General features: G+C 36.7%; 26 protein-coding genes. 15 read left to right on the top strand and 11 right to left on the bottom strand.

Features of this window, described 5'->3' with window-relative positions; all coding sequences use genetic code 11:
* Positions 1–35: 35 nt before the first annotated feature.
* From GH715_RS10975 to zwf, 4 genes are all read right to left on the bottom strand, one after another.
* Positions 36–1,499, bottom strand: coding sequence for a potassium/proton antiporter (locus tag GH715_RS10975; RefSeq protein ID WP_153835489.1), 1,464 nt, complete (start codon positions 1,497–1,499; stop codon positions 36–38).
* 94 nt (positions 1,500–1,593) lie between these two features.
* Positions 1,594–2,148 carry a tyrosine-type recombinase/integrase gene (locus GH715_RS10970; RefSeq protein WP_153835488.1) on the bottom strand — a complete coding sequence of 185 codons (555 nt, stop codon included), beginning with the start codon at positions 2,146–2,148 and terminating at the stop codon, positions 1,594–1,596.
* A gap of 193 nt (positions 2,149–2,341) precedes the next feature.
* The gene (locus tag GH715_RS10965; protein ID WP_153835487.1) at positions 2,342–2,971 is read right to left on the bottom strand and encodes a cyclase family protein; all 630 of its coding nucleotides are present in this window, start codon (positions 2,969–2,971) and stop codon (positions 2,342–2,344) included.
* Positions 2,972–3,039: 68 nt separating this feature from the next.
* Entirely contained in the window at positions 3,040–4,521 is a 1,482-nt protein-coding gene (zwf, locus tag GH715_RS10960) for a glucose-6-phosphate dehydrogenase (RefSeq protein ID WP_153835486.1), read from the bottom strand.
* Between the two features lie 252 nt (positions 4,522–4,773).
* Here zwf and GH715_RS10955 point away from each other — a divergent pair, with 252 nt between their 5' ends.
* The gene (locus GH715_RS10955) at positions 4,774–5,544 is read left to right on the top strand and encodes a TIGR01457 family HAD-type hydrolase (protein ID WP_153835485.1); all 771 of its coding nucleotides are present in this window, start codon (positions 4,774–4,776) and stop codon (positions 5,542–5,544) included.
* 16 nt (positions 5,545–5,560) lie between these two features.
* Here GH715_RS10955 and GH715_RS10950 read toward each other — a convergent pair whose 3' ends face one another.
* On the bottom strand, positions 5,561–6,451 hold the full coding sequence (locus GH715_RS10950; protein WP_153835484.1) for a DMT family transporter: 891 nt from the start codon (positions 6,449–6,451) through the stop codon (positions 5,561–5,563).
* 378 nt (positions 6,452–6,829) lie between these two features.
* On the opposite strand from GH715_RS10950, the gene GH715_RS10945 reads away from it, so the two are divergent.
* The 3 genes from GH715_RS10945 (at position 6,830) to GH715_RS10935 (ending at position 9,725) form a co-directional block, all read left to right on the top strand.
* The gene (locus GH715_RS10945) at positions 6,830–8,446 is read left to right on the top strand and encodes an RICIN domain-containing protein (RefSeq protein WP_153835483.1); all 1,617 of its coding nucleotides are present in this window, start codon (positions 6,830–6,832) and stop codon (positions 8,444–8,446) included.
* 164 nt (positions 8,447–8,610) lie between these two features.
* Positions 8,611–9,063, top strand: coding sequence for an immunoglobulin-like domain-containing protein (locus GH715_RS10940; RefSeq protein ID WP_153835482.1), 453 nt, complete (start codon positions 8,611–8,613; stop codon positions 9,061–9,063).
* A gap of 68 nt (positions 9,064–9,131) precedes the next feature.
* Complete coding sequence (locus tag GH715_RS10935; protein ID WP_194928271.1) at positions 9,132–9,725, top strand: hypothetical protein; 594 nt, start codon at positions 9,132–9,134, stop codon at positions 9,723–9,725.
* Between the two features lie 151 nt (positions 9,726–9,876).
* Here the strand turns inward: GH715_RS10935 and GH715_RS10930 are convergent, their stop codons facing one another.
* The 3 genes from GH715_RS10930 to GH715_RS10920 are packed head-to-tail and all read right to left on the bottom strand — an operon-like array spanning position 9,877 to position 13,018.
* Positions 9,877–10,863 (bottom strand): ABC transporter permease, encoded by a 987-nt coding sequence (locus tag GH715_RS10930; RefSeq protein WP_153835525.1) that lies wholly within the window; start codon positions 10,861–10,863, stop codon positions 9,877–9,879.
* 28 nt (positions 10,864–10,891) lie between these two features.
* Complete coding sequence (locus GH715_RS10925; RefSeq protein ID WP_153835480.1) at positions 10,892–11,854, bottom strand: ABC transporter ATP-binding protein; 963 nt, start codon at positions 11,852–11,854, stop codon at positions 10,892–10,894.
* Positions 11,855–11,857: 3 nt separating this feature from the next.
* Positions 11,858–13,018 (bottom strand): COG1470 family protein, encoded by a 1,161-nt coding sequence (locus tag GH715_RS10920; RefSeq protein ID WP_153835479.1) that lies wholly within the window; start codon positions 13,016–13,018, stop codon positions 11,858–11,860.
* 123 nt (positions 13,019–13,141) lie between these two features.
* Between GH715_RS10920 and GH715_RS10915 the strand changes: the two genes are divergently transcribed.
* Positions 13,142–13,702 (top strand): RNA polymerase sigma factor, encoded by a 561-nt coding sequence (locus GH715_RS10915; protein WP_153835478.1) that lies wholly within the window; start codon positions 13,142–13,144, stop codon positions 13,700–13,702.
* Positions 13,702–14,427: an anti-sigma factor gene (locus GH715_RS10910; protein WP_153835477.1), complete on the top strand. Its 726-nt coding sequence runs from the start codon at positions 13,702–13,704 to the stop codon at positions 14,425–14,427. The genes GH715_RS10915 and GH715_RS10910 overlap by 1 nt, the downstream gene beginning before the upstream one ends.
* A gap of 39 nt (positions 14,428–14,466) precedes the next feature.
* Here the strand turns inward: GH715_RS10910 and GH715_RS10905 are convergent, their stop codons facing one another.
* The 3 genes from GH715_RS10905 to GH715_RS10895 all read right to left on the bottom strand — a co-directional run bounded on the left by GH715_RS10905 (position 14,467) and on the right by GH715_RS10895 (position 16,279).
* A complete protein-coding gene (locus GH715_RS10905) occupies positions 14,467–14,703 on the bottom strand; it encodes a DUF2164 domain-containing protein (RefSeq protein ID WP_153835476.1) in 237 nt (78 codons plus the stop codon).
* 36 nt (positions 14,704–14,739) lie between these two features.
* A complete protein-coding gene (gene mreBH, locus GH715_RS10900; protein WP_153835475.1) occupies positions 14,740–15,750 on the bottom strand; it encodes a rod-share determining protein MreBH in 1,011 nt (336 codons plus the stop codon).
* Between the two features lie 394 nt (positions 15,751–16,144).
* Positions 16,145–16,279 (bottom strand): YflJ family protein, encoded by a 135-nt coding sequence (locus GH715_RS10895; protein WP_018932538.1) that lies wholly within the window; start codon positions 16,277–16,279, stop codon positions 16,145–16,147.
* Positions 16,280–16,417: 138 nt separating this feature from the next.
* Between GH715_RS10895 and GH715_RS10890 the strand changes: the two genes are divergently transcribed.
* The 9 genes from GH715_RS10890 to GH715_RS10850 form a co-directional block, all read left to right on the top strand.
* Positions 16,418–17,065 (top strand): MOSC domain-containing protein, encoded by a 648-nt coding sequence (locus tag GH715_RS10890; protein WP_163578604.1) that lies wholly within the window; start codon positions 16,418–16,420, stop codon positions 17,063–17,065.
* 6 nt (positions 17,066–17,071) lie between these two features.
* Positions 17,072–17,440, top strand: a complete 369-nt coding sequence (locus GH715_RS10885) for a DnaJ family domain-containing protein (protein ID WP_153835473.1) — start codon at positions 17,072–17,074, stop codon at positions 17,438–17,440.
* A 237-nt stretch (positions 17,441–17,677) separates the two neighbouring features.
* Complete coding sequence (locus GH715_RS10880) at positions 17,678–19,192, top strand: putative bifunctional diguanylate cyclase/phosphodiesterase (RefSeq protein WP_228760299.1); 1,515 nt, start codon at positions 17,678–17,680, stop codon at positions 19,190–19,192.
* A 47-nt stretch (positions 19,193–19,239) separates the two neighbouring features.
* Positions 19,240–19,719, top strand: a complete 480-nt coding sequence (locus GH715_RS10875) for a low molecular weight protein-tyrosine-phosphatase (protein WP_153835471.1) — start codon at positions 19,240–19,242, stop codon at positions 19,717–19,719.
* A gap of 53 nt (positions 19,720–19,772) precedes the next feature.
* The gene (locus GH715_RS10870; RefSeq protein WP_153835470.1) at positions 19,773–20,060 is read left to right on the top strand and encodes a YtxH domain-containing protein; all 288 of its coding nucleotides are present in this window, start codon (positions 19,773–19,775) and stop codon (positions 20,058–20,060) included.
* Positions 20,053–20,895, top strand: a complete 843-nt coding sequence (locus GH715_RS10865; protein ID WP_153835524.1) for a YihY/virulence factor BrkB family protein — start codon at positions 20,053–20,055, stop codon at positions 20,893–20,895. Before GH715_RS10870 ends, GH715_RS10865 begins: the two co-directional genes overlap by 8 nt.
* Positions 20,896–21,120: 225 nt before the next feature.
* Positions 21,121–21,981, top strand: coding sequence for a transporter substrate-binding domain-containing protein (locus GH715_RS10860; protein ID WP_153835469.1), 861 nt, complete (start codon positions 21,121–21,123; stop codon positions 21,979–21,981).
* 11 nt (positions 21,982–21,992) lie between these two features.
* Positions 21,993–22,667, top strand: a complete 675-nt coding sequence (locus GH715_RS10855; RefSeq protein WP_153835468.1) for an amino acid ABC transporter permease — start codon at positions 21,993–21,995, stop codon at positions 22,665–22,667.
* A 237-nt stretch (positions 22,668–22,904) separates the two neighbouring features.
* Positions 22,905–23,180: helix-turn-helix domain-containing protein (locus tag GH715_RS10850; protein WP_163578607.1), on the top strand; the 276-nt coding region annotated here is incomplete at its 3' end.

Below are 23,180 nucleotides of genomic sequence, written 5' to 3'. Positions count from 1 at the left end.
GAGAAAACCTCTTGCTTAAAAGCAAGAGGTTTTTCTTATCTTAATAATTTCTTCAATTGTGTCTTGTTCTTTTTAGATACTAAAATAAATAGAATATCACCTTTTTTAATGATGGTGTCACCAGTTGGGGTAACCAATTCATTATTTCTTATAATTGCACTTATTAAAGCATCTTTAGGAAAATCAATATTTACTAATTGTTCACCTATCAAATTTACTTGATCACGCACCTCATACTCAACCATTTCTGCATTTGCTTTTCCGATCGAAATGAGCTCTAGGCTGTGCATCGGTTCCACCCGAGTGCGCCCTGATAATCCGAGTTTATCAGCAACAACTGAAATCGTTGAACCTTGGATTAAAGCGGATAGTAGAACAACGAAGAATACAACATTAAAAAATAGCTGTCCATTATCTAATTCTGCTACCATCGGGAAGGTGGCTAATACGATAGGAACCGCACCCTTTAAACCTGCCCACGATAGAAAGATTTTTTCTTTGAAACTATAATTTTGCTTTATCGTACTGATAAAAACAGCAATAGGACGAGCCAAGAAAATTAAGATTAGGGAAATAACTAGTCCTTGCCAAATAATATCGAATGAAAATAAATCATTTGGAAAAACAAGAAGTCCTAATATCGTAAACATCAGAATTTGCGCAATCCATGCAATCCCTTCATTAAAACGGAAAATCGAATGGCGATAAGCTATTTCTGCATTTCCAATATACACGGCTAGTACATAAACAGCTAATAGACCACTAGCCTGCATAAGGTCAGAGAGACTAAATGTTAATAATGCAAATGCCAGACCAAATACTGGGTATAATCCACTTGAATCTAGATTTATTTTATTGATGGAATAAACAGCTATAAATCCCATTAGGAGACCGATTAAAACACCAACAAGCATTTGCCAAAAAAACGTACCGATTAGAGAAAAGTAAGATGCTTGTTCATTCGTGATCAATTCGATGAAAGATATAGTTAGGATCATCGCCATCGGATCATTAGACCCTGATTCAGCTTCTAATGTCGATCCAATTCTTTGCTTAATATTTTGACCTTTCAGAACAGCAAAAACTGCTGCTGCATCAGTAGAACCAACGATTGCACCAAACAAGAATCCTTCTAACCAAGTAACACCCAGAATAAATTTCGCAGCAATTGCAACTACTACTGAAGTAATTAGGACACCTAGTGTCGCTAATGAGATAGAGGGGCCAATTACTGGGCGGATATTCTTCCATTCTGTCTGGAGACCACCTTCAAATAGGATAATAACAAGTGCTAACATCCCAATTAGTTGGGTAAGATTATAATCACTAAAGTAAATAAAGTTAAGGCCATCACTGCCAAATAGCATACCTATAGCAATGTAGAGTATTAGCACAGGTACGCCAATTCTACTGGAGAATTTAGTCGTGATAACGCCAATAATGAACAATAATCCGATTGTTAAAATAAAGTATTCTGTCGTAAATAAGTCACCTATCATCGGCATTTCCCCTTTTTGTTTATCACAATGTAATTGTCTGTAAGACCACACACAACAGCAATGTATGTAGGGTAACAGACATCATAGTCTTATTTTATAAATTTACATCTACTTTAATCGTTGTTGACTCTTTTTTGTCTATTCCAATATAGTGAAGTGTTTCTGATGTAGAGGAATGACCATAAATATCCCTTATGAGTGAGATAGCTATTCCTTTTTTATAAGCGTGATAACCGAATGTTTTTCGTAATGTATGGATGCCTATCTTATCATGAATGCCAATTTCTCGTGCTGCCTTATTGATGATACGGTATGCCTGCTGACGTGTAATAGGGGATGTTCCATTTTTCGTTATAAATAAGTAGTCTTCAGAAGATAGAGTGGATTGGAGCATATATTGCTTTATAGCAGAACGGATTTTTGTGTTTAAATAAATAGAGGAAGTTTTATCACTGGTGGATTCGATAAATTCCCTTGGTGTTTCACCATCCCACACTTGTTCAACTTTAATTGCTAAAAGTTCGTTGATACGAAGACCTGTATTAATTTCAAATACAAATAACAGGTAGTCACGAAAAGAGCGCTTTTTTAGATAGGCTTTTATTTTTCTAATATGATTTACATCCTTTATAGGCATTACAAATTCCATTACCATCGCTCCATTTAGGTTACTTAATATAAATTATATCATGGGTTATGTAACATATAAAATAATTTGCATCCATAAGTACCTTACGGACAACTAATTGAGAATTTATGAAAAACTGTCCGTAAGACCGGATCTAACGGACAGAAGAAGAAAAGATGAGATAAAATTGTCCGTAAGACCCTCCAAGCTAAAATTAAGCACTTGGCCATTGATCAAACAACAACACTCTCGCTGGTGCTGCTTCTGTTCCGACTAATTTTAAAGGTGCTGCTACCATAAAATACTCCCCAGGCAGAACATCTTTTAATCGCAAACCTTCCACTATAATGATGTCATCACGAAACAAATTTCGATGAGTAGGATTACCTTCTTGGCTCCGCTCAATTCCTAATGTATCAATACCGATACCTTCAATTCTTTTTTTCACTAGGTAATCTGCGCCGTCTTCTTTTAAATAAATAAAGTTAAAGTCAAAATGTTCACTAGAATAATAAGAATTTTTCGTTTTACATAGCAGAAAATCGCCTGATTCTATCGTATGCGCTTCCAAATCTGATCGAGTAATACCATCTTCTACGTTTTCCAAGTCGAGCACTTTCACTTTTCGTACCAGTCGCTCTAATTGGATTGTTTCAAAGGTATCGGCATTATTAATCATGTGTAATGGTGCGTCGATATGCGTGCCAGTGTGCAATCCAAGTGTAGCGGTAGTTGCAGTAACATGACCATTTGTTTGTCTATCGAAAACGGGTTTATTCTCTTTTATATTCTCCCAGACTTGCATGTTAGGGTAAACATCCATCGAGATATCATAAAATTTCATCTAAAATCCTCCTCTTTGATATGAAAAAGCAATCAACCAACGGTACATTGGTTGATTGCCTGGATTCTTTATTCAGACTTAACGTCCCACCATTCGAAACCATCTTTATTTAATAAAAGATCTGCTTCTTCTGGACCATTTGATCCTGATGTATAGTTAGGGAAATCAGCTTTTTTCTTCGACCATGCGTTTGCTATTACATCAACAAACTGCCATGATAATGCAACCTCATCCCAGTGAGTAAAGTTAGTAGAATCACCGCGCATACAGTCATGTAATAACGTCTCATATGCTTCCGGCGTATTCATTTTATCTTCTGAGTTATTATCATAGCTTAATGTGATTGGTGTAGAAGACGCATTATAGTCGCCTTTCTTCGCATTCACATGTAATGTAATCCCTTCATCTGGCTGGACATGAATCACTAAAAGGTTTGATTTGGTTTCATGTTCTTTATCATAGTATAGGTTCATTGGTAAATCTTTAAATTCTACTACGATTTCCGTTGATTTACGTTTCATCCGTTTTCCGGTGCGGATGTAGAATGGAACACCTGCCCAGCGGAAGTTATCGATCATTAATTTCGCTGCAACAAAAGTATCAGTATTAGACTCAGGATCTACACCGTTACCTTCACGGTATGCAGGTAGTTCCTCGCCATTTACCATCCCTTTGTCATATTGACCGCGAACAAAGTAATCATCTACTTCATTTTCATTTAACTTACGTAAAGCACGTAATACTTTTACTTTTTCACCGCGAATTTCTTCTGGTGTTAATTTAATTGGCGGATCCATTGCAATCAGAGCAAGCATTTGCAACATGTGGTTTTGTACCATATCTTTTAATGCACCTGCACCATCATAATAACGTCCACGCTCTTCTACACCAAGAACTTCACTTGAGGTAATTTGGATATTAGAAATGTATTGGTTATTCCATAATGGTTCAAATAAGGCATTGGCAAAACGGATCACTTCGATATTTTGAACCATTTCTTTCCCAAGGTAATGGTCAATACGGTAAATCTGATCCTCCGAAAATGCTTCGCGAATTTGGTCATTCAGCTCTTTTGCTGATTGGTAATCATGACCAAACGGTTTTTCGATAACAAGGCGAGTCCATCCTTGTGTCGTAGTCAAACCTTCTGATTTAAGGTTTGCTGCAAGCGTTCCGAAGAAATTAGGTGCCATAGAGAAATAGAATAGACGATTACCATCTGTTTCATGCTTACCATCTAATTCTTTAATTAATGCTTCCAATTCTTGATAGTGTTCAAGGTCTTGGATATCAAACGGATTGTAGTGGAAATGACTTGCGAATTCATCTTTGTCAATATGAGGATCATCGAAATTATCGATTGATTCTTTTACTTTGTCACGGAATACGTCATTTGTCCATGGACGTCTTGCCACACCAATTACGGCAAAGTTATCGGATAACTTTCCATTTCGGTAAAGTCTGTAAATGGAAGGATAAAGTTTTCTATTAGCTAGATCCCCTGTTGCACCAAAAATCACAATTACTGCTTTTGGGTTATTCGTTGTCATGAACTTTAACTACCTTTCTACTTGTTTATTTACGAGTTAAGCGCATATGTGTCACGATATGCTTAACTATGTAATTCACTAAAGTAACAGCATACTTAAATATTTTACCATGTTAAATACTTCTGTTAAATTATTTAACATGATAACATACAAATAACTGCTAAGTCTTTATTGTCATAAATATATACTATCATGTATTGTGAAAATGACAAATGAAATACATGGAATTTTCAAAAAATTCAGGAGGATATTATGCAAAAATATAATGGATTTTTGATCGATCTAGATGGGACAGTCTATAAAGGAACCGAAAAAATAATCGAAGCGATTGATTTTGTGAAGGAGTTAGACCGTAGAGGTTTACCATATCTTTTTTTAACGAATAATTCGACGAAGCATCCGAGTGATGTTTCGAAAAAATTAGTCGATATGGGTGTGCCAAGTACGACAGAGCACGTTTTTACAACGAGCATGGCAACCGCAAGCTACATAAAAGAACAAAAAGCAGATGCGAAGGTCTACCCAATTGGTGAAGAAGGTCTACATATGGCGCTAGAAGAATGTGGTTTGGAAATCGTTGAGGAAGGGGCAGAGTTTGTTGTAATGGGATTGGACCGCACTATTAATTATGAGAAGTTAGCAAAAGGTGCGCTAAATATCCGTGCTGGTGCAAGTTTTGTTGCGACAAATGGAGATGTAGCACTGCCAACAGAACGAGGATTTTTACCTGGAGCTGGTTCCTTGATTTCTGTATTATCGGTAACTACAGGTGCCCGTCCTAAATTTATCGGAAAACCAGAATCGATTATTGTTGACCAGGCACTTGAAGTATTAGGTACTGCAAAAGAAGAAACCTTAATGGTCGGGGATAATTATGCGACAGATATTTTGGCAGGGATAAATGCAGGGATAGATTCGTTGCTGGTACATACTGGTGTAACTACAAAAGAAGATCTTAAATCAATCGAAAAACAGCCAACATTTACGATTGATAGCTTAGCAGAATGGACATTTGATGAATAAAAATTATGAGCCGTTATCATGACGGCTCATTTGTTGTTTTTACTCGATTTGTGATCAGGACGCCAAAGATAACGAATAACGCTCCAATCACTTGAATCCATGTTAGTTGCTCTCCTAAAAAGATTACGGCACCGATCATGGTAAAGACCGGGATGAGATTAAGAAAGACTGATGCTCTCGATGGTCCGATCGCTGCAATTCCTTTGTTATAAGCAATCAGTGCAACAAGGGAAGGAAATATCCCCAAATAAAGCAGGCCAGAGATAACCTCCCAAGACCAGTTAATTGTTTGGATTTGTCCGATTTCGATTGACATTAATGGAATGAACATGATAATAGCGACCACTGTCATAACAAGTAATGCACCATAAGTAGGAAATTTCCAAGTATGCTGTTTGATAAAAATCGAATAAAACGCCCACGTAATCATGGCTAGAATCATGATTAGATCCCCACTATTAAACTGTAAACTCATAATAACTTCCAATGAACCTTTGGTAATCACAAAGAAGACCCCAAATAAAGAAATAAAGACGCCAATTAATTGCTTTCGTGAAAAACGTTCATTAAATAATAAAAAGGTCAGAATTAAGGTAAAAATAGGAGCGGTTGCCTCGACAATTCCAGCATTGATGGATGTGGTATAGTTTAATGCTAAATATACGAAAATATTAAATAATACAAGTCCTGTAGCAGATAAAGCAAGAATCGCTTTCCATTCCTTTTTCCATAAATCTTTATTGTTTTTCCACTCCCGATAACCAAACGGAAAAATTACTACCAATGCAATAAGGTAACGGAATAAAGACAAAGTAATCGGAGGTATTTCCTGTGCAACAGGCTTCCCGACAATTAGATTACCTGCATAAAAAATCGCTGCTAATATTAAAAGAAGATAAGCCTTCATGTTTCCACCTCCAACAGAAGGAGCATAACATTTTTTCATAGAAGAAGGAAGGGGAAGTGGCTGATATCGTTTTAAAACCGCCAATAGATACCATAAGTTGAAGTTATGCAATAATGTACTATTTTGGCAAAAATGTCCTATTGATGGGGAAAATGACATATGCTAAGTTCTAAATAATACTTGATAGAAAGTAGGTGAAATGATAAGAATTTATCCCTTTTTGCTAATCTTAAACATTACCTCAACCATTCTGCTGTAAACAATTCTGAAAAACTACTACTGACTTATTGTTTGTAACCACTTTTTGAATGAAACTGATTAAAGCTAACTTCCATAACTTTGCGGCATATTTAAAACTTAATTAAGGAGCGTTTAAAATTGAAATTTTATAAACTGATAAGCTGTTTTGTGTTAATAAGCATTTTTGCAATTGGATTTGTTAACTCTAGTGTCCATGCAGAAACTGTAAATGCAACTGATTTTGGTGTAACGGCAGGGGAGAATTCATCTCAAACGGAAGCACTTCACGACGCTATGCGCTATTTTTATGACCAAGGTGAAGAAGGAACCGTTTATATTCCCGCTGGTACCTATTATGTAGATGAAGCACTTCGTTTCCATGAGGGAGTTAACTTGGTTGGTGATGGAAGAGGACAAACTATCATTAAAAAAATGGGTACCAGTACTAATTATGTAGTAGGCAATCCAATTTTACATTCCAATTCCGTTAACTTAAATGTAACCGTTTCAGATATAACATTTGATGCTGATAGAGCGAATCGATCTTCGCAGGGATTAAGCCAAATAGGTGGAATCAATATTGATGCAGAGGTTAGTAATTTAAGATTAGACGGTATTGAAATTAAAGATGCTACAAATGGTGCTATATTAAGAAGAATGCGAGATTCCGTTATTACGAATAGTGTGTTTGACCAAACAAGTGGTCACTCGATCGCAACCGGAGATGAAAACTATCCGGTTGGTGAATTTACTAATGTAGAAATCACTAACAACGTAATCACGAATTCAACGGGTGGAAGTGGAATTAATTTATCACGTGCTACTTATACAACTGTTAGAAACAATCAGGTAATCAATACCCAACAACAGCAAGATAGCTATGGCGGGATTCGGATACCTAATGGTGGGGCATATAATATAGTAGAAGATAACGTGATTCAAAGTTATCCAAGGGGGATTTTTGTTTTAACAGGTGCGAATAATAATACAATAAATGGAAACACGGTTATTGATTCAAGAATTCATGGTATTTTAATTCAGGCTAATGACAATACCTTTACTAATAATACGATTGTGCAAAATAACACGTCACTAAATCCTGAATCAATGATACGCCTTGCTCCTGGAAGTAATAATACGATCTCAAACAATTTGATGTCAACCTATTCAGGGTACAGCAATCCAGGAATTCGCCTTACGGGTGAATCTGATTATAACGAAATCACTAACAATAATATAGATACAGATGGCGCGTTAGTAAGCAATGAGGCTGGAAGTAACAATATGATTTCAGGAAATAACAAATTTAATTCAGTATCCTTTGATTCTAATTCTTCTTATCAAATAGTAAATAGAAATAGTGGAAAGCTTTTAGAAGTCACTAATGCAAGTACAAGTGATGGAGCAAATATTCAACAATGGACTGCAAATGGTTGTTCGTGCCAGAATTGGTCAATTGTCCGGAAAGGTGATGGATATTACAATATTCTAAATCAAAATAGTGGTAAGGCGATAGACGTCTACGATTTCTCAACTGCTAACGGAGCAAACATAGTACAGTGGTCGAACTTAAATGGCATAAATCAACAATGGTCAATTATTCAAAATACTGATGGCTACTTAAGATTTATAAATCGTAATAGTGGGAAAACACTCGAAGTAGAAGCAAAGTCAAGTGAAGATGGAGGGAACGTGGTACAGTGGAGTGATAATAAAGGTGCTAATCAGCAATGGAATATTGAACAAGTAAACTAGTAAGCGGAAAATAGCTAATCACTTAACTCAAAAGTGGTTAGCTATTTTGTATATTTTGGTGATTGTGAAAAAAGAAGTTAGTAAGGTGCAAATCACTCGATGATTAAGGTGTAGTAAATATAATGTTATAATAGCTGGAAGAGCTTATCCGAAAGGAGTTTATGATGAACGTTAAAAAATTTCAAGGTTTTGTTTATATATTATCGTTCGTATTAATTTTACTAGCTGGTTGTAACAAGGATTTAACAGAAGAGTTACCGAAGTCTGAGTATGGTGAAATACTTGAACAAGGCAATTATGAATTAAAACTAGATAAAAATAATTATTCTGAAAAGGTGGATCAGATATCATTAGAGATAACGAACAATAGTGCCTCTAATTTAAATTTCGGTCTTATATATTATTTGGAAAGATACATAAACGGCTCCTGGTATCAAATTCCGTTTAAAGATGATACAGAATTTCAAACGATTGGTATTATGGTAAAACCAAATGAATCATATACCCAAAACATTTCCACTAATCATTTAAAATATGATCTTTCTCCCGGGAAATATCGAGTAGTAAAACCAATAAGCGAGGAAATAACTTTAGCAACAGAATTTGAGATCGAATAACTAAGAGAAATAATGCTTCTTATTATTACGTCTTTGTGGTGGGAGGGGTTACTATTAAATGTTTAAAAATGATGATGTTTATTATCTTGTTTGTAGTTTGTGCTAGTTGTGCTAACGATCAATCTGAGGTACCTACTATTTCGGTGAATGCAGATTCGGAATATGAGAAGACATTTACTGATTTAAATTTAGGGAATATATTCGATTTTAATTTTTATTTACCGGATGCGGATCAGAGAAGTGTAACTCTTTGGGTAGAAAAATATGAAGATGGTGAAACAGCCGAAAAACCATTAATAGAATTATTCTACTATGACAGTCCAAATAAAGTGGAAGAAGGTAATATTGGTTTTGGAATGATAAATACTGAAACAGAAGATACAATAGCTTATCTTTATTCACCTGGAGCAAACGTACAGCAAGCGATAAGATTGGGAGAAGAAAAGACTGGTACTACATGGGATTATGCCTTTGGTGATGGCGAAGTAGAGTTAGAACTAGGAGAAACTAAACTACTTGCTGCATATAGAGAAACCAATAGAAATGCGTTCCACCCGATGGATTTACAAGATGAAGAGGCAGTAAACAGAATGATCGAACAAGGTGATTTAGTTTTATTATTAAAGATAAAAGTAGAAGAATCTAGTGAAAGTGCCCGATAAAATAAAAAAAGTGCCCGATATAACACGAAAAGTGCCCGATATCTTCAAAAAAGCGCCCGATAAAACATGGAAAGTGCCCGATATCTTCAAAAAAATGCCCGATAAAAAACCAGTGAGTGTGATCGCTCACTGGCTTTGGCCGTCCATTGTTTTATTTTGATCGAATTTCTTGGCGCATAAATAACAAATAGGAAATTGCAAAACAGATTAACGTTGCTGCGATTAATCCTGTTAATTGTGGCCAAATTAACATTAAGCTTTGACTTAATGGCAATGGACCAGCAATCGCTCCTGTTGTTTGTTCAACGGTTAATGGTCCTAAACTTCGTACAGATGGTGACAAAAGTGTTGTCGTCGATTCCGTGAATAGGTAGTTCGGAGATAGTCTCATTAGATTAAGGACAACCCCCTGTCTACTAATAGCATCAACTGTACTTGTAATGTTTTCGGGATTCAAAATCGATTTTGACAACAATTCCACAATCATCTGATAAAAAATGTTAAAGAAAATCCAGACAGCAATCGCTGCTAAGGCAGAAGTTGCGGGTTGTTTAAAGCGTACAGAAAAAAGAATCCCCAGATTTAGCCAAAAGGCGATATAGGCAATACATAAAACGAGAAAGCAAAGAATCCGCAAAAATTCTTCACCGGTCGGAGGGATACCAAGAATCAAGATCCCGAGTGCCATTACCATAAACCCTAATGCAACAAAAAGTACCGTATTTAACAGTAAGGCTGCCGTAAACTTTGCGTTTAGTACATAGTCGCGCGGGATTGGTTGTGCCATAAGCCGACTCAATGTCCCTTTGTTACGTTCAGAATTAATAGCATCAAAGCCAAGCGCAATTCCTAGAAGTGGGCCTAAAAACGAAACAAAGGTAATAAAAGATGGTAAAGTACCATCAGAAATCGTAAATAATTTTAAGAAAAGAAACGAACTTTTGGCGATTTCTTTAGCTTCTTCATTGGCATCTATTGCATCCTGAATGGAAGTAATCGCAGTATAAAGGGAACCAACACAAGTTAGCACAATTAAAGCTAACATAATGATGATTCGCCAGCTTGTCATATAGTCTGTGAATTCCTTGCGAACAAGTGCTTTAAATGCTTGGAGATTGTCATTATTATTTGATCGCATTTCTAAGTTTATCTCAGGTATCCACTTTTTAAGCGCTTGAAGCTTTACCACCTTCGTCACCCCCTTCAAAATAACGGTGATAGATTTCATCTAAACCATAATTTTTCTTTCTGATGTAAAATAAATCAGAGCCTGCTTCTACAACGGTTCTTGCTACTGCAGAAGAGATATCTGTTTCGGCATAGATTTCTAAATGTTCATCGGTTTCCACAACTCGATTTACTCCGGCTAAATCCTGTAATTGTTCGTTTAATTTGTTATCAACCGGATTAGCCTTGGCATAGATGACAAATGAATCTTCAAAAAATAATTGTTTCGCTAAACCTTCAACATTACCTTCTGCAAGTAACTTTCCTTGTACAAAAATACCAACACGATCACAAATTTGTTGTACTTGATGGAGCTGGTGTGAGGAAAGAAGTACCGTAATTCCTTCCTCTTGATTTAGCCGTTTAATTAATGCAAGTAATTCACGAACACCTTCCGGGTCAATTCCAAGTGTAGGTTCATCTAGAATGATTACTTCAGGGTTCTTCATTAAAACGTCGGCCAAACCTAAACGTTGACGCATACCACGTGAATATTTGCCGGCTTTTTTATCGCCTGATTCTTTCAGGCCGACTTTTGTTAATAAATCCCTTGCCCGCTCTTCTGCGATAGGACGAGGAATAGCATTTAAACTAGCAGTGAAAAGTAAATTCTCATAGCCTGTCATTTGTTCATAAAAACCAAGATCATCTGGTAAATACCCAACTCTTTTCTTAACGGCGAGTGGATTGGTTGTTGAGTCCATGCCACATACTTGGACTCTACCACTTGTCGGCTCACTTAATCCTAACATCATTAGAATAGAAGTAGATTTACCTGCACCGTTAGGACCCAACAAACCAAAGATTTCTCCTTTTTCAATCGATAATGTCAGCTCATTTACGGCGTATTGTTGATCATATTTTTTGGAGATGTGATCGAGTTGAATAATCGGTTCAACCATTGATTATCTCCTCCCGTATTTTCTAATAATAAAGTATAGCCCACCTACTACTGCTAAGATGATTAATACACTTATAATTCCCCATAACGTCGATGTTTCCACAGATACTCGGAAATCCGCGTCAGAAGATGCTTCAGACGTTTCCGCTGTAAAGGTAGTGACATAATCACCGGCAATAGCATCATCTGGTGCTGTGAACGTAGCTTTCACTGTTTTCGATTCACCCGCTTCTAACGTAGCAATGGAGCTCTCGTCAAATTCAGATTCCCAATTTGGCGGAGTGGAGGCAGAAATGGAAATATCATTTAACGCTGCAGTTCCGGTATTCTCTACCACGAGATCAATGGTTCGATCATTTCCAGCTGTAACATCTGCACTTAAGTTTCCATCAGGTGTCGATACAGCTATTTCATAAGAACCAGTAATAACCGCCTCCAGTGTCAGTTCAGATGATGTCGAACTATTGGCGGCACTGATTGGTATTTCATAGGTGTCTGCTTTCACATCAGTTGGTGGCGTTACTTCCACTGTAATATCCTTCGATCCGTTCGGTTCCAATGTGACAGAAGTTACATTGTTACCATCAGCTTGAAATTGAACACCCCAGCCTTCACCTACTCCTGCTGATAATGCATAAGTCTGTTCATCAGCTGTTCGGTTACGTAATGTGGCAGAATAAGAGAAAGTAGCATCTGCATGTCCTTCCATATTCGGTTGATCAGAACTAAACTCGGAATTAAACGTTCCTTCCTCTGTAACCTTTGTGACAAATGGTAATTCTGCATACGCATCACCTTCCCCATCAGCAACGAGTTCGAATGAGTAATCATCTTTTTCAACTTCAAGCGGAACCGTCACTTCTAGAGAAATTTCCTGCTCATTATTTCCACGGATCGATAGTTGACTAATATCATTTCCACCGGCTGTGATTGCAGAATCCCATCCCTCCGGCAGACCATTCACGTCAAAAGACACATTCTGAATCGAAGAATTGTCATTAATAACCGTGACATCATACGTTAATGTTTCACCAGGTGTAACAGATAATCCTGTGTAAGGTGTGTACAACGTTAGACCACCAGCAGCAAACACACTGCTAAGTGGAGCAAAAAGTGATAAGCCTAATAAAATAGTTAACGAGATCGCTAATTTTTTGCGAAGCATTTTGAATTCCCCCTTATGTTTATTGGTTATTCATCAAGTGATACGGAGGAAAAAAGATTTTGGATTTGTCATTTTCAAAAAAATTTGTAAAATAGAAATTAAAAAGGGAAGGGGGCGGTGTAAGTGGATGATTATTTGTTGTTGGAACAAATGAGTGCAGGTAATAAAGAAGCGTTCGACGAATTCTATCAACGATATCATCAATATATTTTTCAAATTGCCTATAAAGTGTTAGCGAATCGCCCAGAAGCAGAAGATATTACTCAGGAAGTATTTATTGAAATTTATCAAAAGTGTGATCAATATCAAGCATCCAGAGGCAGTATTAAAGCCTGGGTTGCGGTGAAAACTAGATCGAGATCGATCGACAGGTTACGGAAAAAACCAGAGATGTTAGCCGATAAGCTGGAAGATATCATTATCAATGCCAGTCCGGCAGCAGATCAATTTGTAATAGAGAAAATGGAGAAAGATCTACTGCGGGCAGCACTTCTTAAGCTTCCATTACCACAGCAGCAGGCTATTTACCATATGTATTATGACCAATTCACTCAAAAAGAGATTGCCTTAAAAACTAATCGTCCACTAGGTTCAGTGAAATCATCGATTCGTTATGGTTTACAAAATTTAAAAAAACAAAAATCATTATTGCGTTGGATCGGTTCTGGTGGAGGTGACAAGTAATGGTGAAGGATAAACATATATCAGAAGAAAAGTTAGTTGATTATCTAGAAGGTCAGCTATCAGAATCAGAAGCTCAAGACATTCAACGTCATGTAGATGATTGTGTGAAGTGTCAACAAACATTAGCTTTTTGGCAAGAAACATTAGCAATGGATGAAGATCTTCAGCCTTCAGCTGAGCTAAAAGAAAAAATTGATCAATCACTACTTTCAGAGCGATCTCCTAAGCAACATCTGGTCAAATGGAAAACACCTTTGTTCGGATTAGCTGGTGTAATGGTTGTAGTGATTCTGTGCTTTAATTTGACAGACATTTTGAAAGAGCAGCAGACAGCGGAACCTGATTATGAAGTATATCAAAATCAAGATATCATGAGTGATCAAGTGTTTATGAATAACCCGGTCGTCGACAGTCAACCGATTAAGCCTTATGAAGATTTTGCTGAAATGGAAGGGATGGTCTGGATTAACCCACAAACACAAGAAATATTATTGGAGATGGAAGGGTTAACTAATATTTATAATAATGATTATCAGATTTGGATAATCGATAAGAATGGAAACATAAATGGTGATCTCATTATGGTTGAAAATGGATCAGCCCGGGTGTTATATCGAGTAGAAGATTTATCTGATTTCCGTTTTATGAAAGGAAGTGTCGAACCACCGGGAGGTAGTCATCGACCAACTGGGCCAGAAACATTCTATGTAGATATTGAAAAGTAAGTCTGTTCACGGGATATTATTCTCGTGAACAGAAGCTAACTACTTTTCGACTTTCTCAATCTCAAACACATCTTCTAATTTCTCACTTAAAAACTGATGTGCGTCTTTCACTCCTTGGTTATAAAAGAAAGGTGCCAACTCTACCATGAAAAAATCAAGTAGAAATTCGGCCTCTAAATTGCCTAACTCTTCCTGTCGTTCAGCGGCAAAATAATCCTGAATCGCAATGATCATTTCATCCCGTTTCTCTTTAGGTAAGGAAAAAGGTGTCTGCATGGAAAAACTCCTTTCGTTTTTCCTCATTATACCAGACTATTTAACTGCTTTTTGCAATTTCTGAATCATTTGTAAGGAACGACCTGTACCAACTGCCACAGATTCCAATGGATTATCTGCAAGATGTACAGGTACATCATTGATTTCGTTAGATAGCCATTGCTGCATACCTTTTAATAATGCACCACCACCAGTAATTGTAATACCTTGGTCAACAATATCACCACTTAATTCCGGTGGGCAGCTTTCAAGTGTTTCCGTAATCGCATGTAAAATCGATTCTAATACTTCTTTAAACGCATCGTGAACTTCAGAGGAACGTAATGTAATCACTTTTGGTAAACCTGTTACGAGATCCCGGCCTCTGACATCCATTTCTTCTTCAGGATGGTCATTGTGTGCATAACCAATTTCCATTTTTACTTTTTCAGCCGTACTTTCCCCGATTAGAACATTGTGCTGACGCTTAATATATTGGATAATTTCTTCATCCATATGGTCACCGCCTACACGAACAGATCTACTAGCAACAACACCACCAAATGAAATAATACCTACTTCACTCGTTCCACCACCAATATCAACAATCATACTAGCTTGTGGCTCTGCTACTGGTAAATCTGCACCAATTGCAGCTGCTACCGGTTCTTCAATAAGATGTACTTCTTTAGCACCAAAGCTTTTGACTGCATTATCAATTGCTCTTCGTTCCACAGCGGTACTTCCTGATGGTGTACACACAACAACGCTCGGTTTACGTGTAGATACACCAGCCTTCTTACTGACTTTCTTCAAGAAAGCCTTAAGCATTTGCGTTGTCATATCAAAATCAGCGATGACTCCGTCTTTTAATGGACGGATAGGGACAATGTTTCTCGGTGTTTTCCCGATCATGTTTTTGGCTTCATTCCCGACTGCTACTACTTGATTTGTTCTGGTGTCGACCGCAACGACGGATGGTTCATTTAAGATGATGCCTTTATTTTTTGTATATATAAGGATATTTGCTGTTCCTAAATCTATTCCAATTTCTGTATTTGAAAACATGATGTTACCTCCAATTAAGTATAATCTCTTTCTATAGTTATTCTGTTTTTCGTAAGGAATTATGACCGTAGATGACATGGAGGATTTTAACAATTTCGTTACAAGGGAAAAGCTGTCTTGCTGCTTACGTTTATTGAGCGGACATTTGGTGCGTTATTCGAAGGAATAACACTCATTTTTTTATGTGAGCGGACATTGAATCCTTTATTTGCTTCAATTTGGCTTGAATTAGTACTATTATCCATGAATAGCGGAATGGATGTCCGATTGCGTCCTGAAAAGAGCACTTTTCTCACAAATAACGGAACAAATGTCCGCGTTCACTTTTGTAAGACTCATCGTCTTTGAGGGCAACACAACAAAAAACAGGTCGATCGCTCGACCTGTTAATATATTAATTATTTTCTTTTTCATCTAATAAATTAGCAAGGATATGTGCTTTATATTTTTCAATTTTTCTACCTTCAATATAGCGCACACCTTTTTCCTTCAATTTTTCTACGTACCAGCCTTTGCTTCCTACATGCATCGCTCAACACCCCTTACCATTAATATTGCACGTGCCATTTTATCATCTGTAAAATTCATTGAAAAGAGTTTATTATTAATTCTTTCTAGAAATTTTTAGTATAATGATAATAAGTATGTTGAAAAGGGAGTTTTGGACGTGTCATATGTAATTGCATCCTTAAACGTAGGAAAACCTACAGTACATCATTTGGACGGACAGGAGATTAAAACAGGCTTTAAAAAAACACCTACACATCACCCCAACTATTTAACAGTAATAGGATTTGAGGATGATGGACAAGCGGACCTTAAAAACCATGGTGGAGAAGAAAAAGCGTTATTAATGTATCCGAGCAGTCATTATCAGTATTGGGAAGAAAAGTATCAGCGAAGTTTTTCATATCCGGCCTTTGGTGAGAATATAACAATTAATGGTTTAACAGAACAGGATTTATATATTGGAGACATTTTTCAGCTTGGGGAAGCAGAAATTCAAGTGTCACAGCCAAGACAGCCGTGTTATAAAATAGCCAAAGTACACGGTATTCCGGATATGCCAGCTGTCGTAACGAAAACAGGTTATAGCGGTTATTATTTCCGTGTGCTCAAAGAAGGGGTAGTAAAGCCTACAGACCGATTAATCAAAGTGAAAGAAGATCCGCAAAAGGTAACACCAGTGGACATATTTGATTGTTTATTTCATGATCGAAAAAACAAAGAAAGAATGGAACGATACCTTCAATTAGATGCTTTAGCAGCCAATGTCAAAAGAAGTTTAACGAAACGAATCGAAAAGTTAGGATGATACAAGATGGACGTATTTTCACAACTTGCAGAAGAACGAATTAAACAAGCAATGAAAGATGGCGAGTTTGATCAGGTAGAAGGAAAGGGTAAACCACTAAAGAAAGACCCGCTAGAACATGTCCCAGCAGAACTACGAATGAGTTATCGTATCATGAAGAATAGCGGATATTTGCCTGAAGAAGTACAATTAAACAAAGAGATAGCGTCATTACGAGATTTGCTGAAATATTGTACAGATGATCAGGACAAACAACGTCTCGAGAAACGAATATCTGAAAAAGAATTACAATTTCAAATACTCCTAGACAAAAGAAATATGAAACAATCTTCCGCATACAAAAGATATAGCAGTAAAATTAATCGGTTATTTTAAGGAAAAATGTAGAAAAGTTAGGATGTAGGACTTTTTTCATGTAACCTTTTCACGTATACTAGAAGAAAATAAAAAATAAAGGTGACTATTATGCCACGCGAAAATAATCTATATTCAAGTACTAACGATTTATTAAGAATATTACATCATAACATGAACCTTATGTTTGTAATTAGGAGGCGGAAAGGTCAATTCTATTGTTCATTTCTATCAGGGAAGTTGAAGGAGCAATTGGAATTGCCTGATATAATGCCGTCTACTGATCAGGAATTCAACCCGGAATTTTTATCGTTACAGAATAGTAAGCTTACCCAGGCATTTACAGGGAAAGAAATCACGTATAGACACCATTTTCATAATCATTATTTATACACCATGTTATCCCCAGTTATAAAAGATGGCGAAGTGATAGAGGTAGTAGGGACTACTATTGACATTACGTCATTCGAAAAATCTGAACAACAGATAGAATTTATGGCAACCCACGACATTCTTACCAAGCTCCCTAATCGACAAAAGTTACTTGATGATTTAGATAGAATGATACATAATAATCAACATGAAAAACCGAAAGCAATCATGATTTGTGATTTGGATCGGTTAAAGAATGTGAATGATACGTTAGGACAATTTGCTGGTGATCAGGTAATCACTTTAATAGCAGACCGTTTAAAGGAAAATGTCCAGGAAACGTGTTCAGTCTATCGCTTGGGTGGAGATGAGTTTGTTATCGTTATTGACCAAGAAGTAGCGGATGTAAAAGCATTTGCAGAGCAGATTTTACAGGTTGTCAGACAACCAATTATTATATCTAAGCATGATTTTTATATGACAGCAACGATTGGGATATGTTGTATGAACGAAAAAGCTTGCAAAACAGAGGATTATATCAATCGAGCAAGTGTAGCTGTTCATTATGGTAAAGTCCAAGGTGGCAATCGTATAAGTGAATATACGAATGAAAAGAGTAAACAATATAATGAATTAATATTATTAGAATCAGATATTCGTAAAGCATTCAAATTTAATGAATTTACGCTATCCTATCAGCCTAAAGTGGATGTACATACTAATGAGATTGTTGGAGTAGAAGCATTGATTCGCTGGGAACATGGGAAGAAAGGCAAAATACCGCCATCCCTTTTCATCCCGATTGCTGAAGAAATTGGGATGATCGATCAAATTGGGGAATGGGTGTTACGTGAAGCGTGTAAGCAATTTGTAAGATGGCAAGAGAGCGGGGCGAATCCAGTAATGGTTGCCGTCAATATTTCTGCAGTTGAATTACAGCACCCAGATTTTCTGTCGAGAGTCAAACAAATTATTAAGGAAACCGGCATGGATCCAAATTATTTAGAAATAGAGATTACGGAAAACAGTGTGATGCAAAATACTGAAGAATGTATTGAAATGATGAATGAGCTACGTTCTATGGGTGTCTCCTTATCGATCGATGACTTTGGGACAGGGTACTCTTCGATGGGATATTTGCAAAAGTTTCCGATTAATTACTTGAAAATAGATCAATCTTTTATAAAGGAATTGTTTGAAGAATCCGGAAGTGCGGAAATTATAAAAGCAATGATTCAATTGGGGCATACGTTTGGTTTGAAAGTAGTAGCAGAAGGTGTGGAAGGCGAACAAATCCTTTCATTTATTAGAAATCAGAAATGTGATTATTATCAAGGGTATTTTTATAGTAAACCGCTTGAGGCGGATTTAATTGAAGAGAAATTATTAGCATTTTCATAGGATTTCTTGAAGAAAACAGGATTAAGATATAGTTGAGGTGGTATTATATGATTAAAGTATTGTTTATTTGTTTAGGAAATATTTGTAGATCTCCGATGGCCGAAGCGGTATTTCGTCATATCGTCAAGGAAAAGGGAGTAGAGGATCAGTTTGTAATTGATTCAGCAGGGTTAGGTGATTGGCATATAGGTAATCCTCCACATCAAGGAACAAGAGCAAAACTAGATGAATTAAATATTTCGTATCATGGACAAAAAGCGAGACAAATGCAAGCAAATGATATAGAAGACTTTGATTATGTCATTGCAATGGATCAGCAAAACATGGATGATTTATCACAATTTTCGTATCAAGCATCTGGTGTGACTGTGAAAAAATTGATGGGCTTTGTCGATCAGCCCAAAGAACAAAATGTACCTGATCCATATTTTACAAAGAACTTTGATTACACGTATGAGTTAGTGAAAGAAGGCTGTGAGCAATTATTTGCCTACATTTCTAATAAACATAATTTAGACATCAAGTGAGGCTTCCATAGTAGTGAGCGATGAAAAACTAAGATCAGAAGGGTTGAGAGGTCATGGGAAAAGAAAGATTACTTAAAGGTATACTTGCAGGAGCAATTGTTGGAGGACTTATTACATTAAGTGATCGCGAAACACGATCATATGTGACAAGGAAACTACAGGTTTGTGGCAACAAGGCAACTTATTATGCTAAAAATCCAGCGGATGCCATCCATCAATTAAACTCAAATTATGCCAAATGGTCCGAACAGTTTGCTACAGGACTAACCTCTTCATTAAATATGCTCCATCAATTACAAGAATTGACAGAAAAAATAGACAAACGAGATGACAATGGTTAAGAATCCATTTGTAAATAATCGTTTAGTTCGTTTTATCAAGCAATTGATAGAGCGAATAACGAGAGACGATGTACCGGGCTTAGCGGCGCAATTGTCTTATTTTTTTCTGTTATCGTTATTTCCTTTTATGATTTTCTTGATAACATTAGTTGGTTACTTACCATTTGATGAAATTAATGTCATGAATTTTGTTGCCACGTATGCACCAGAGGAAATTGTAACCATGTTAAATGATAATCTCGGACAAATCATGAACAACCGTAATGGTGGCTTATTATCAATTGGGATAATTGGTACGCTTTGGTCTGCTTCAAATGGGATTAACGCATTAGTGCGCTCGTTTAATAAGGCTTATAATATTGAGGAAGAACGTTCTTTTATAGTAATGAGAGGGATATCGATTATCTTAACAATTGCGATGTTACTTGTCATAGTTGTCGCCTTTTTATTACCGATTTTCGGAAAAATGATCGGAGTGTATCTCTTTTCATTTTTCGGATTATCCGAAGGTTTCCTGGATATGTGGAACACCTTAAGATGGATCATTTCCTCCATTATCTTCTTTATAGTTTTAACGATGTTATATCGAATGGCGCCTAGTAAGCGTGTCTATTTTAAACATGTCTACATCGGTGCCATATTTGCTACTATTTGTTGGCAACTGACATCGCTTGCATTTTCTTATTACGTAACATCGATGGGCAACTATTCAGCTACATATGGTAGCCTTGGGGGAGTTATTATTCTGATGATCTGGTTCTACCTCTCAGGAATGATTATCATCGTTGGAGGCGAAATCAACGCCCAAATTGAAAAGAGGGCAAGGAACAGATAAATCAAAATTAAATATCCATTGTTGAAAAATGGGACTGTTTCACGTTAATTGACAGTGAGACAGTCCTATTTGTTTCACAGATGATAGTCCATGAAAAAAATGGAATATAACAGAATGATAAAAATATATGAAACAGATAGCAAAAATATTGAAATAATAAAAATAAACTGTTATCTTTTAATAGTGAAAAATAATATAACAACAAAAAAGGGGTTGTGTTTCACGATGAGGAATTTATTACTGTTATTCAGTTTACTCGTTTTAACTAGTTTGTTTGTAGCGTGTGGAGAAGGTGATGAGCATCAGACAACTTCGGATGAACGTAAATCCGAAAAATGGGAAGCGATTCAAGAGAAAGGTGAGATTGTAGCAGGCACATCAGGTACTTTAATTGCTGCTTCTACCTATGACGAAAATGATAACTTGACAGGTTATGATGTCGAGGTTATGAGAGAAATAGCAGAACGTCTTGACTTGGAGGTTAGCTTTGAAATTATGGGAATTGACAGCATGTTACCAGCGGTAGAAAGTGGTAGAATTGATGTAGCTGTTAATGATATTGAAGCAACAGATAATCGAAAAAAACAGTTTGCTTTTTCAGAACCATATAAATATTCTTATTCGACTATGGTAGTACGAGAAGAAGATAATTCAGGAATAGAGAGCTTGGAAGACTTAGAAGGTAAACGTGCAGGTGGTGGAGCGACAACGATTTACAGTCAGATCGCTGAACATTTTGGAGCAGAAGTGGTTACTTATGGAAATGCACCAAATGAAGCGTATTTACGCGATGTGAATAATGGCAATACAGACGTGATAGTCAATGATTATTATTTATCTAAATTTGGTGTAGGTGGCTTTCCTGAATTTGATATTCACTTACATCCGGATTTAAAGTTCCATCCAACAGAGCAAGCTGTAGTAATGGATTTAGAAGCAGAAACATTGCAGCAAAAAATTAATGAAACATTAGTAGAAATGAGAGAAGACGGAACGTTAAGTGAATTGGCGATAGAGTTTTATCAAGAAGATGCTTCACAAAAACCAGAGGGCGAGATTGAAGAAATAGAGGGTCTTGATCTATAAGGTGTGATATCATGAGTGATTTTTTTGATGTGAAATTAGCGATAGAGAATTTACCACTGATTTTAAGTGGTTTACCGATGACATTGATTGTATCGTTTGCGAGTATGGGATTAGGGCTTGTGTTAGGATTATTTGTATCTTTGGGACGAAGCTCAGATTTGGTACTTTTACGTTTTCCCGCCAGAGTGTATATATCGTTCATGCGGGGGACACCAATTTTAGTTTTTTTATTTATTTTATATTATGGTTTACCAATGATAAACATAAAAATGCCCGCAATCATGGCAGCAATTTTAGGTTTTGGTCTGAACAGTGCCGCCTACATTGCAGAAGTTATTAGGTCTTCTATTAATAGTGTGCCCAAAGGACAATGGGAATCTGCTAAGGCATTAGGTTTTGGCTATTGGCAATCACTAATGAAAATTATCTTGCCTCAAAGCACACGAATTGCGTTACCACCATTAACAAATGTCTTTTTAGATTTAGTTAAGGCAACATCTTTAGCGGCAGTTATCACCGTGCCCGAGCTTTTCCAAAAGGCGCAAATTGCCGGTGGTCGTTCCTTCGATTCACTGACCATGTATGTGTTGGTCGCACTCATTTATTGGCCGGTTTGTATCCTAATATCGGTTTTTCAAGAACGGTTAGAAAACAAATTCAGCAAATTTATGAAGTCAAATCCGTAGAGAAGCTAATTCTCTACGGATTTTTTTATCAGCAATAGGCGAGAAGACTCCCACCTCAAGGATTGAAAAGGAGTAGGTGGGAGATGAATTGCCTTCGGACAAGAGCTGGCTCCCTTGCCATCTCGATTGTTCGACGATTCAAGTGCTTGCATGCTTTCTTTTTTTCCTGAAATGACCTGTCCACCAAGCAAAATATGGTATCATAGATGTATCGTGATGCAGAAAGAGGTGAAAGCAATGCTCGTCCAAAAAGCCTACAAATTCCGTATCTATCCAACAACAGAACAGGAAAGACAAATTGCGAAAACCATCGGCTGTTCTCGTTTTGTCTTCAATCATTTTTTAGCAAAATGGAACGATACATACCAAGAAACAGGGAAAGGACTGACGTATAACGCTTGTTCTGCACAACTACCACAGTTGAAACAAGCATTAGGCTGGTTAAAAGAAGTGGACAGCATTGCGCTCCAATCATCCCTAAAAAACCTCTCCGATGCCTTCTCCAGATTCTTT

The organism is Gracilibacillus thailandensis (genome assembly GCF_010994055.1).
GTDB classification, from domain to species: domain Bacteria; phylum Bacillota; class Bacilli; order Bacillales; family Amphibacillaceae; genus Gracilibacillus; species Gracilibacillus lacisalsi.
Note: the sequence above shows the minus strand (reverse complement) of the source record. Positions and strands in the feature narration are given on the sequence as shown.